12 protein-coding genes are annotated in these 10,759 nt (G+C 64.7%); 8 read left to right on the plus strand and 4 right to left on the minus strand.

Features of this window, described 5'->3' with window-relative positions:
* Positions 1 to 73: 73 nt before the first annotated feature.
* The 6 genes from ACFJGU_RS08395 (at position 74) to ACFJGU_RS08420 (ending at position 6,488) form a co-directional block, all read left to right on the plus strand.
* Positions 74 to 1,216 carry a sugar ABC transporter substrate-binding protein gene (locus ACFJGU_RS08395; RefSeq protein WP_382309381.1) on the plus strand — a complete coding sequence of 381 codons (1,143 nt, stop codon included), beginning with the start codon at positions 74 to 76 and terminating at the stop codon, positions 1,214 to 1,216.
* Positions 1,213 to 1,995 carry an ATP-binding cassette domain-containing protein gene (locus ACFJGU_RS08400; protein WP_382309383.1) on the plus strand — a complete coding sequence of 261 codons (783 nt, stop codon included), beginning with the start codon at positions 1,213 to 1,215 and terminating at the stop codon, positions 1,993 to 1,995. The genes ACFJGU_RS08395 and ACFJGU_RS08400 overlap by 4 nt, the downstream gene beginning before the upstream one ends.
* Positions 1,996 to 2,005: 10 nt before the next feature.
* Complete coding sequence (locus ACFJGU_RS08405; RefSeq protein ID WP_382309384.1) at positions 2,006 to 3,421, plus strand: sugar ABC transporter permease; 1,416 nt, start codon at positions 2,006 to 2,008, stop codon at positions 3,419 to 3,421.
* Complete coding sequence (locus ACFJGU_RS08410) at positions 3,421 to 4,140, plus strand: HAD-IA family hydrolase (protein ID WP_382309386.1); 720 nt, start codon at positions 3,421 to 3,423, stop codon at positions 4,138 to 4,140. Before ACFJGU_RS08405 ends, ACFJGU_RS08410 begins: the two co-directional genes overlap by 1 nt.
* Positions 4,140 to 4,577 (plus strand): RbsD/FucU family protein, encoded by a 438-nt coding sequence (locus ACFJGU_RS08415; protein WP_382309388.1) that lies wholly within the window; start codon positions 4,140 to 4,142, stop codon positions 4,575 to 4,577. Before ACFJGU_RS08410 ends, ACFJGU_RS08415 begins: the two co-directional genes overlap by 1 nt.
* A gap of 723 nt (positions 4,578 to 5,300) precedes the next feature.
* A complete protein-coding gene (locus ACFJGU_RS08420) occupies positions 5,301 to 6,488 on the plus strand; it encodes an MFS transporter (protein ID WP_382309390.1) in 1,188 nt (395 codons plus the stop codon).
* A gap of 22 nt (positions 6,489 to 6,510) precedes the next feature.
* Here the strand turns inward: ACFJGU_RS08420 and ACFJGU_RS08425 are convergent, their stop codons facing one another.
* Positions 6,511 to 6,876 (minus strand): FCD domain-containing protein, encoded by a 366-nt coding sequence (locus tag ACFJGU_RS08425; RefSeq protein WP_382309392.1) that lies wholly within the window; start codon positions 6,874 to 6,876, stop codon positions 6,511 to 6,513.
* Here ACFJGU_RS08425 and ACFJGU_RS08430 point away from each other — a divergent pair.
* The gene (locus tag ACFJGU_RS08430) at positions 6,779 to 7,027 is read left to right on the plus strand and encodes a PfkB family carbohydrate kinase (RefSeq protein WP_382309394.1); all 249 of its coding nucleotides are present in this window, start codon (positions 6,779 to 6,781) and stop codon (positions 7,025 to 7,027) included. The two genes, ACFJGU_RS08425 and ACFJGU_RS08430, sit on opposite strands and share 98 nt — an antisense overlap.
* Before the next feature lie 25 nt (positions 7,028 to 7,052).
* On the opposite strand, the gene ACFJGU_RS08435 is transcribed toward ACFJGU_RS08430, so the two are convergent.
* The 3 genes from ACFJGU_RS08435 to ACFJGU_RS08445 all read right to left on the minus strand — a co-directional run bounded on the left by ACFJGU_RS08435 (position 7,053) and on the right by ACFJGU_RS08445 (position 9,549).
* On the minus strand, positions 7,053 to 8,033 hold the full coding sequence (locus ACFJGU_RS08435) for an alpha/beta hydrolase (protein WP_382309396.1): 981 nt from the start codon (positions 8,031 to 8,033) through the stop codon (positions 7,053 to 7,055).
* Positions 8,033 to 8,359: a putative quinol monooxygenase gene (locus ACFJGU_RS08440; RefSeq protein ID WP_382309398.1), complete on the minus strand. Its 327-nt coding sequence runs from the start codon at positions 8,357 to 8,359 to the stop codon at positions 8,033 to 8,035. The genes ACFJGU_RS08435 and ACFJGU_RS08440 overlap by 1 nt, the downstream gene beginning before the upstream one ends.
* A gap of 92 nt (positions 8,360 to 8,451) precedes the next feature.
* Entirely contained in the window at positions 8,452 to 9,549 is a 1,098-nt protein-coding gene (locus tag ACFJGU_RS08445; RefSeq protein ID WP_382309400.1) for a LacI family DNA-binding transcriptional regulator, read from the minus strand.
* 172 nt (positions 9,550 to 9,721) lie between these two features.
* On the opposite strand from ACFJGU_RS08445, the gene ACFJGU_RS08450 reads away from it, so the two are divergent.
* Positions 9,722 to 10,732 (plus strand): substrate-binding domain-containing protein, encoded by a 1,011-nt coding sequence (locus ACFJGU_RS08450; protein ID WP_382309402.1) that lies wholly within the window; start codon positions 9,722 to 9,724, stop codon positions 10,730 to 10,732.
* The last annotated feature ends 27 nt before the right edge of the window (positions 10,733 to 10,759 follow it).

Here is a 10,759-nt window from a genome sequence, read left to right on the forward strand (position 1 = left end):
AGCAAGTGAACGCGTCAAAGCGTAAGCCTTATTGAGCGATAAGTCACCCCGCCACCTCAGAGAAGAGAATCCCGTGACTCACAGAATCCCTACCCGATCATTCCGCCCTCGCCTCGTCGTCACTGGCGTAGCCCTCACCGCGAGTGCGCTGCTGCTCGCCGGATGCTCCGGGGGAAGCGCGACCGGCGGCGACTCCACCTCGGCGCCCGACGGTGGCAGCAAAGGCACCATCGGCGTCATCCTGCCGGAGACCGCAACGTCTGCGCGCTGGGAAGCTTTCGACAAGCCCTTCCTTGAAGAAGCCCTCGCGAAAGAGGGCTACACCGCCGACATCCAGAACGCCCAAGGCGACGTGCAGAAGTTCTCCAGCCTCGCCGACGGAATGATCGCCAAGCAGGTCGACGCGCTCATCATCGCCTCCCCGAACCCCGAAGTGGGCGTGAGCGTCGAGCAGAAGGCGACAGCCGCCGGCATCCCCACCATCGACTACGACCGCCTGAACCCGGGTGGAACCGCCGACTACTATGTCTCCTTCGACAACGTCGAGGTGGGCCGGCTGCAGGGACAGGCGCTCGCCGACGCTCTCGCCGACAAGCCCGGCGCGCAGGTCATCCAGATCGAGGGCGCCCCCGACGAGAACAACGCGGTGCTGTTCCACGAGGGCCAGATGGATGTGCTTCAGCCGCTTTACGACGACGGCACGCTCACCCTGGTGCGCGACCAGTTCATCCTCGGCTGGGACAACCAGCTCGGTGGCACGACCTTCGAGCAGATCCTCACCTCCAACGGCGGCAAAGTCGACGGGGTCGTCGCCGCCAACGACGGAATGGCCGGCGCGGTCATCACCGTGTTGCAGAAGAACGGGCTCAACGGCACCGTCCCCGTAACGGGTCAGGACGCCACGCTCGCGGGCTTGCAGGCGATCCTTCGGGGCGACCAGACCATGACGGTCTTCAAGGCGATCAAGAAGCAGGCCGAGGCGACAGCCAAGCTCGCGGCCATCGCCGCGTCCGGCGATGTTTCCGCAGCAGACGAATACGCCTCGTCGACCACCATCGACCCGAAGACGAACCGCGAGATCAAGTCGGTTCTGCTCGACCCCTCCGTTGTCGACAAGTCGTCGGTCAAGGACGTCGTCGACGAAGGCTACGTGACAGCCGCCGAACTCTGCACCGCGGACCTCGCGGCCATCTGCGAAAGCGAAGGCATCAAGTGACAAGCGATCTCCTCTCCCTCAAGGGCGTGAACAAGGCCTTCGGGCCGGTGCACGTGCTGCACGACATCGACTTCTCTGTTCGGCCGGGCGAAGTGGTCGCCCTCGTCGGCGACAACGGCGCCGGCAAGTCGACTATGGTCAAGTGCATCGCCGGCATCAACCCGATCGACACCGGCGTGATCCGCTTCGACGGCGACGAGGTGCATCTGCACGGGCCCAAAGACGCGGCACGGCTGGGCATCGAGGTCGTGTATCAGGATCTGGCTCTCGCCGACAACCTCGACATCGTGCAGAACATGTACCTCGGGCGCGAGCGAGGCACCGCTTGGTATCTCGACGAGGCGACCATGGAGACAGAAGCCCGCAGAACGCTGGCTTCCCTCTCGGTGCGCACCATCAACTCGGTGCGCCAGCCAGTGTCAACGCTGTCCGGCGGCCAGCGGCAGACCGTTGCCATCGCGAAGTCCGTGCTCTGGGATTCGAAAGTCATCCTGCTCGACGAGCCGACCGCAGCGCTCGGCGTCGCACAGACCCGCCAGGTGCTCGATCTGGTGCGCCGACTCGCCGAGCAGGGACTCGGTGTCGTGCTGATCAGTCACAACCTCGGTGACGTATTCGAGGTGGCCGACCGCATCGCAGTCCTCTACCTCGGCCGTCTAGTCGCCCAACTCCCTGTATCCGACGTCTCCCAGCACCAAGTAGTCGAACTCATCACCTCGGGGCGGTCGGGCGATCTCGGCCTCGCCCGCCCTGAGACCGCCGCGATCAGCGGCCTGTAAGGAGCAACCCATGTCGAAGACCATCGACACACCCCACGAAGCCGACCTGCGCGCGGACTTCGGAAGCGATATCACGAAACAGACGACCGGGCAGGCGATCCGCGCCTATGGGTCAAAGCTGCGCTCCGGCGAACTCGGATCGCTGCCTGCCTTGTCCGGCCTGCTGTTGTTGGTCATCGTGTTCGCGCTCAGCTCGCCCGTCTTCCTATCCCTCACGAACTTGTCCAACCTGCTGTCGCAAGGGTCAGGTCGGATGCTCATCGCCATGGGCCTGGTGTTCGTTCTGCTCGTCGGAGAAATCGATGTCTCAGCAGGCGCAGCTTCCGGTGTGACTGCAGCGATCCTGGCTCTCGACTATGTCAACAGCGGAAACCTCGAAAGCGGCATGGGGCAACCCGTCTTCTTCATCTTCATCGCCCTGAACCTGGTAGCGGTGGGATTGGCGATCTGGATGCGCATCTGGGCGGCCGCAGTGATCTGCGTCATACCAGTCGTGATCGCGTTGGTCGGCTCCGGAACGAACCCGTGGATCGAGATGCTTCTCGCCGTTACGGTCGGAACGAGCATCGGAACCATCACCGGGTTCTTGGTGGCAAAAGTACGCATTCCCTCTTTCGTCATCACGCTCGCGCTCTTCCTCACCTGGCAGGGCGTCATCCTTCTCCTCATCGGCTCAGGGGGCGTGCTCGGAATCAGCACCTCGCCAACCCTGAACGCCGTGGCAAACGGCAACCTCTCCGTGCTCAACAGCTGGATACTCTGCGCAATCGGAGTGCTGGGCTTCGCCGCGATAGTGATCGGGGGCCATCTCTCCCGAACGCGGAGAGGTCTGGTCACCCAGCCGATTGGGGTGGTGGTGGCGAAAGTAGCGGTAACGGTGGTCGTTGGCGGAATCGCGACAATACTTCTGACGGTCAACCGCTCGCAAAACGACAACATCGTCATCGCCGGCATCCCTTATGTCGTGCCGATCGTGCTCGTGCTGCTCGTCGCCGGAACCTACGTTCTCAATCGTACGAAGCACGGGCGCCACATCTACGCAGTGGGTGGCAACGTGGAGGCGGCGCGGCGTGCAGGTATCGACGTGACCCGTGTGCGGGCCAGCGTGTTCGTGATCTCCTCGTCGCTCGCGGCGGTAGGCGCCATCGTCTACTCCTCGAAGGTCGGATCGGTCGACCCGACGGCCGGTGGACTGAACACGCTTTTGTTCGCGGTCGGCGCGGCGGTCATCGGTGGCACCTCGCTCTTCGGCGGGCGGGGCAAGCTCATGAACGCGGTCATCGGTGGGCTGGTGCTCGCCGTGGTGGAGAACGGACTCGGTCTCCTCAACCAGCCGGCCGCGATCGTCGCCATCGTGACCGGACTCGTGCTCGCCCTCGCGGCCACCGTCGATGCCCTGTCACGCCGGCGATCCGTAACCCTCTGATGATCATTCAGGCACTCTCCGGACAGGCTGTCCTCTTCGATTGCGATGGCGTGCTCGTGGATTCCCTCGAGAGCGGCGAGCGAGCCTGGACGCAGTGGTCGCGGGAGTACGGGGTCGACGAATCGTCAGTACTGGACGGCGTCCATGGGAGGCGGAGCGAAGACACAGTCGCCCGGGTTCTGCCGAACTACTCGGCCACCGATCAAGTGAAAGCAGCGCGACGAATCGAAGCTCTCGAACTCGAGACCGTCAGCGCTACTCGAGCGATGCCAGGCGCAGAAGCTCTTCTGACGGCTGTCACCGCGGCAGGCGTGGCGGCGATCGTGACTTCAGCGCCAACAGCCCTCTTCACAGCGCGGCTGCGCGCTGCCGGCCTCTCAGCACCCGCCGTCGTCGTCACGGGGCCAGATGTCAAACGAGGAAAGCCTGCACCGGATGCCTACCTGTACGCAGCATCACTTCTCGCCATCGACATCGAGCGCTGCATCGTGATCGAAGACAGCGAGGCCGGTATCGAGGCGGCACGGGCAGCAGGCGCCCACGGCGTACTGGGCATCGGCCCGGGTGCGCTCATGACTGACGTTGACCTGGTCGTGGCCGACCTCTCTGGTACATCATGGACGGGCCTCGGCCTTCAAATCGCGGGACAGACACTCCTGCGATCTCGATCCTCCTCACCGAACCATCCCCCTCTCATCCCCGACAGAAGGAGCTTCTAGTGCTCATCGGAATCGACCCCCTGCTTTCTCCAGACCTCTTGCATGCCCTTCGATCGATGGGGCACCGGCAGGACATCGCTATTGTCGACGCGAACTTCCCGTGCGAGCCCGGAGCCCGAGTCATTCGGCTCGACGGCATCTCGGCGACAGCCGCTCTCGAGGCGGTGCTATCTGTGCTGCCGCTCGAAGTGGAGGAGCCAGCCAGCGCCTGGCGGATGATCGCGCACGACGACCCCGAGGAAATCCTGCCCGTATTCGCTGATTTCGCTGAGATTGTCGATCGGCATTCCCCGGGCACCCCGCTGACGGCCATCGATCCCGGGGATTTCAAAGCACAGGCGAGCGCGGCCTACGCCATCCTCGTGACAGGTGAGAGGCGCCTTTACGGCGGCATCATCGTCCGCAAGGGGGTCGTGCCTCCAAGCGTCGGAGCGTAACCGACTAATGAGTTGCATCGATGCACGGTAGTCCCGCCGGTTACGCGGCCGGATGTCGCTCACGTGGCGGATGCCCGAATCGGTCATCAGCTGAATTTCTTACCTGCCAAGAAGCATTCTCAGCCCACAAACGAGACTTCGGAATCGCGCTTCTCCCTCTCAATCAGCCTGTTCCGCGACATGAGACCGAGATTCTTTCGTCTGTGGGGAACCCGGGCGCTGAGCTCGTTCACGGGACACCATGGGGATACCGATGAGGCTGCCAGGACACTTCCTGTCCGAACTGGCCGCGGGGTCGGCTGACCTGTGCGGAGGCTCGCCGTCGCTACCTTGCCGCTTACGCCGACAGACGCCGGCAAGCTATCGGCACCCCGATCAAACACGGCACGGTGCGAGGTTACTCTCTGGGTTGCCGAGTGACTGAAGAGTGCCCGCAGGATTCAGCGGGAATAACATGCAGCGATGCCCGTGCTGCATACAGTGCCAGCCGTGCGCGGAGCGAGGGAATCGGCCCGCGAGCAGCAACTGCGGATGCTGCAGCGGCCGCGCAGCGGATTCAGCAGCTGATCGCCGCAGGCTTCTCGCTACGAGCAATCGCGCAGATGGCCGACGTTGGCCGCACAACGATCACATCGATCCACCTGTTGGGTCTGACCTCGGGAAAACGGATAGAGATTGCTATCGAGAAGAAGATCCTTTCCCTCCCCACGACCGTGGCTAAGGGTGGCGCCAGCGATAGCGATGATGGCGTGGGGGGGAAACCACTTCACGCCGCTGCTATTGATGTACCGGGCTGTTGAGGGCTACTCCTCCGTCGAGGTCGCCCTCTTCCTCGCGTTCTACATCGTTGGTCTCGTTCCTGGATTTCTCCTTTCCGCCCCGCTGTCCATTCGATTCGGCAGTAGATTACTCGTCCTGTTGGGTCTGGCTCTCGGTGTGGGCGCGAGCGTGATGCTCGCCTTGGGAGCCACAGCGGTGCTCTGGATTTGTATCGGGCGGCTGGTCGCAGGAATGAGCGTCGCTATCGCGATGGTGGTCGGGAGCGGTTGGATTCGCGAACTGACGGTGCCAGCCGGCGCCGATCCAGCGACAGCGTCCCGTGGGGCGCGCCGCGCGACGCTGACGATCACCGTCGGACTCGGGGCTGGAGCAGGAGTGTCCGGCGCGCTGGGCCAGTGGGGTCCTTGGCCGACCATACTTCCATATGCCGTACAGATCGGTTTGTCCGTCGTTGCCGCGGTTTTCCTCGTCTCGGCATGTGACAGCGTTCCAACCAGAGTGAATTGGCGGGCGCCCTTGCGTGAAGCGATCCGAGTGACAAGACCACCAAGGCGCTTCTACGCCGTCGTCTTACCGCTCGCCCCGTGGGTGTTCACTGCCGGGGCTTTGGCGTACGCGGTCGTCCCGGCGTTGGTGAGCAGTCGAATCAGTACCTTCTCGGTCGGGTTCGCCACCCTCCTCGCGCTGGTCACGTTGGGGGTGGGCGTCGGGGTGCAGCCTATGGTGCCGAAGATCGCCCGACATAGCGGCGGTCGCGAGGCAGTGGCTGGGCTCGGATTAGCGGTCCTTGGGGTGCTTGCATGCATCGGCGTCTCGATCTGGACGTCCTTGGCATTGGCTCTCGTTGCTGCAGTCGTGCTCGGAGCCGCCTACGGCATCTGCCTCGTGGTCGGACTTGTCGAAGTGCAGGCGATGACCGGCCCAGAGAGTGTCGCCGGCCTTACTGGTCTCTACTACAGTCTCACGTACGCGGGTTTCCTTTTGCCCGTCATACTAGCCGCGGCAAATCAGGTCGCAAGCTACCCATTCCTCCTGGCTGCGGCGGGCGTAGTTGGCATTATCTGCACGGTCGTCGTGGCACGCAACATTCGGCGACCCTCCCGGCCGGGATCAATGGGTGCCGTATCCTGACCTGTTGTCGAGCGTGCGAGACCTACCCTTCTCGGCTGTCGGTCCGGGCGCGTTGGCGTACGAGGTCGATGTGATTTTTCACGGCGGCCTCGACGATTTGCGGGTAACCACTGTGAGCCGCCTTCGCGATCGCGGCATGCTCATTCAGCGCTTCGAGATCGTCGGAAATTCCTTGCTCGGCCGATTGGCGCGCGCGGTGAGACTGTCCGTTGAGTGCGTCGGCCATGGCCTTGATGTAGGTGTTGTTCGTGAATTGGAAGATGACCCGATGGAAGTGAAGATCGGCGTCGATGACGGCCCAGGCGAGTTCGCTGTCGGCGCCCGGCGTCCAGGTCGATTCCGTGCAGGCCGAAGTGGTCGACACCATCGGTGCCGGTGACTCGTTCATGAGCGGGCTCCTGGCATCTATCGCAGGGGGAGAGCCACTAGTCGATGCCGCACGGTACGCGGCGGAGTGCGCGGCCGTCACCGTGTCGAGGTCCGGAGCGGAGCCTCCCACGGCAGTCGAGATGCTGGAGCGGATCGGCGCATCCCGATGAGGCGCACCGACCCGCTCACGTGGGCTCAGCGTGCGGTGACCTGTTCCGCCAGGACGCGGCCCAGCCATGCTGTTCGGCTGGCGCGTGCCGCGCGTGAGATCGCGGCATCCGGAACCATGGCGTCGAATCCGTGTGTTCCGCCGGCCCAGACGTGCAGCTCGGCTTGGCCTCCCGACGCCCAGATGCGGCCGGCGTACTGCTGGTCTTCATCTCGGAAGACCTCGGCGGAGCCCGCGTCGATGTATGTGGTCGGCAACCCGGTGAGATCGCTCGCCACAGCGGGTGAGACGTAAGGCGACACCGGGTCGCGGTCGGCGTCGCCGAGCACCGCGTTCCACGCGAACGCGTTCGACTCGCGCGACCACACGCCGGGTGCTGTGAACTGGTGCGCCGAGACGGACTCGTTGCGGTGGTCGAGCATCGGGCAGATGAGCACCTGGGCGGCGATCGACGGCGCCTGCCGATCGCGCGCCAGGAGGGTCACTCCCGCGGCGATCCCACCGCCCGCACTCGTTCCGGCGACGACGACGCGTGCGGGATCGATCCCGAGCTCGTCGGCATGCTCGGTCAACCAGACCAGCGCCGCGTATCCGTCGTCGACGAGGGTCGTTCCCTTCGCCTCAGGAGCGAGTCGGTAGTCGACCGTCACGACTACGGCACCGAACGCGTCCAGCCAGTCGAGGGGGATGTCGATCTGCGAGAAGCGGTCGCCCATCACCATTCCTCCGCCGTGGAACCACAGCACGGCGGGTGCGGGTCTCGGCGAGTGGGCGGGTGCGATCACCGTGATCGGAAGGTCGACCCCATCCGGGGTCGTCACGGTCTCTTCGCGGCGGATCACGTGGCGGCCCTCCAACAGCGGGTCGAGGGGTGCGCTGGCGAAGGGGCGGATCAGTGGGAGGGTGTCGGCGTCGAGCGCGGCGAACGCCGGCAGGGCCGCGAGGACGCGGGCGATCTCCGGGTCAACGCCGGGACGCACGGGGCTCGCGGTGGTGTCGTCGGGCATCAGAATCGCGCCTTTCCGCCCACGGGGGTCAGGTCGGTGGAGACCGACTCGCCCTCGAGGAGCTCGGCGAAACCGGCGACGATGGCCTGGGCGGCGTCGGTTGCGAAGATCCGGTGGTGGTCCTCCTCGGAGGTCCACCCTTCGATGACGTGAGCGACGTCGGGGTTGCTCGGCGAGCGGCTCACGAGGTAGACGAGGCAGTGCTCGCTCGTGGCGGGGTTGCCGGCTTCGAGGCCCGAGAGCAGCAGAGCGATGAGGTCGTCGCCTCGCCCGGCCTTGGCGGTGAGGGTGGCGGCGAATCCGTAGGTGACAGATGAATTGGTCATGCATCCATCCAGCCATCCCGCACCGCTCACCCCGTAGACGAATGCTGCGCGATCCTTGCCTGATCCTCCGTTTTGAGAATGGATCCGGTCGCTCAGGCTCGCTGCGCGGTGACGGGCGGCCCGACCACCTGCACAGAGCCGCGATCCACCAGCGTGTTGCGAAGCTCCACCGACGACGGAAGGGTGTGCTCGGGCCCCAACTGCTCCATCAGAAGCCGGACCGCAGAGGAGCCGAGCTTGTAGACGGGCCGCTGCACGACCGACAGGGGCGGACGGAACACCCGCGCCCAGGGTGCGTCGTCGAAGGTGATGACGGAGAGATCCTTGCCGATCTCGAGGGAGTTCAGGTTCGATGCGTCGAGGACGGCCAGTGCGGCGTCCGAATTCGTGGTGAGAACCGCAGACGGGGCATCGGGCATGGTGAGCAGCTGAGTGATGGCGGACGTCGCCGAACTGTGCTCCGGGCGCACGTACCTGACCAATGACGGGTCGGGCTCGATGCCGTGAGCCCGGAGCCCCTCGTGATAGCCGCGCACACGGTCGTAGATCGTGGAGAGCGTCGATCGGGGATCGCCCTCGCGGTAGACCCGGTCGTCGGAGGTGTTGACGACGAGGGCGATGCGCCGGTGGCCGCGTGAGGCGAAGAGATCGACGGCATCCCGTGCCCCGGAGAAGTCGTCGGTCGAAACAGAGGGAACATCGAGATCGACGATGCGGCGGTCGACGAGAACGAGCGGAGGAACAGGGGCCCTGTGCGGTTCGAGGTGGGCGTAGTCGTCGGGCGAACACGGCACCAGGATCAGGCCGTCGACCCTCTTCTCCGAGAGGATGCGGATCGCCTCTCGTTCGGCGTGCAGGCTCTCGTTCGTGTTGACGACGAGCACTTGATATCCGTCTCGCGCAGCCGTGTCGACGATGGCTCTCGTCGCCAGGTCGAAGAACGAATTGCTGATGTCCGCAATGACCAGGCCGATGGTCTTCGTCTGTCCCGCCGACATCGCCCTGGCGAGCGCATTCACCCGATAGTTCAGCGCCTCGGCCGCTTCACGAACCCTCTGCTTCGTCGCCGGGGTGACGAGATCCGAGTCGCTCAGCGCTCTGGCCGCCGTCGCCTTCGAGACCTTCGCCAGCTCCGCGACCTCTTCGAGACGTGCCGGTCTCGCGTTTCTCGCCGTCGAATCTGAAGACACCGCTGTCTCCCTTCCCGCCCTCACCATGAGGCAATGCGTCCACACTATCCCTCAATGAGACCGGTTGCATTTTTTTGAAATCGGTTGCATTCTAGGTTTCGACGAATCCCCGTCCACCTCGGCGCAAGCCCGATCCCTCGAAAAGCCATGTCACTCAAAGGAGAGACCAAACATGAAGAAGACCCACGTCGCCGCCGCGGCCCTCGCCGGACTCACTGCCGTGCTGCTCAGTGCGTGCTCGACCGGCAGCGCCGGAGAGACGGATGCCGCCGGCTCCACCGATTACCAGATCGCCTTCGTGGTCGGCGCATCCTCCGACCCGTTCTTCCAGGCGATGAAGGTCGGCGCCGACGAAGCCGCCGCCGAGCTCGGCGCGACGGTGCTGTTCCAAGGTGACGCCACGACGTACTCGTCGGCGACCCAGATCCCGGTCGTGAACCAGGCGCTGGCCACCTCGCCCGACGGCCTCATCATCGGCCCGACCGACCCGACGGCCCTCCAGGCGGTCGTGGATCGCGCGGCGGCGACCATCCCCGTCGTCAACGTCGACACGAGCGTCGAGAAACTCGACGACGTTGTGTCGTTCATCACCGGCGACAACACCGACGGGGGCCGGAAGGCCGCTGACGCGATCGCCGAGGGCATCGGCTACGAAGACGGCAAGAGCTACCAGGTCGCCGTCGGGCTGAGCTCTGCGACGTCCACCACGAACGTCGCCCGCCTCGACGGATTCACGCAGCAGCTCGAGCAGAAGTACCCCGGCATCGAGATCGTGGCCACCGGGTATTCGGAGTCCAACCCCACGAAGGCGAACACCAACATCAACAACTGGATCACCGCCTACCCCGACCTCGACGGCATCTTCGCGATCGATGGCACCAACGCCACCGGAGCCGCTGCCGCCCTGCAGTCGAAAGGCCTCGTCGGCTCCATCGCGCTCGTCGGCTACGACGCCTACAAGACCAACGTCGACCTGCTGTCGCAGGGCGTTTTCACCGCGCTGATCGCGCAGGATCCGGCTCAGGAGGGCCGCTTGGCCGTTGAAGCCATCGTCGACTACTTGAAGAACGGCAGCAGCTCCGACGGCATCGAACACGAGCAGACGCTTCCGAACATCATCCTCGACGCGACCACCTCGCCGGCCGACCTGGAGAAGTACACCTACGTCGAGTCCGCGAGCTGATCAGGCGCGACGGCACGACCACGAGGG

Source organism: Herbiconiux sp. UC225_62 (assembly GCF_042694625.1).
GTDB lineage: Bacteria > Actinomycetota > Actinomycetes > Actinomycetales > Microbacteriaceae > Herbiconiux.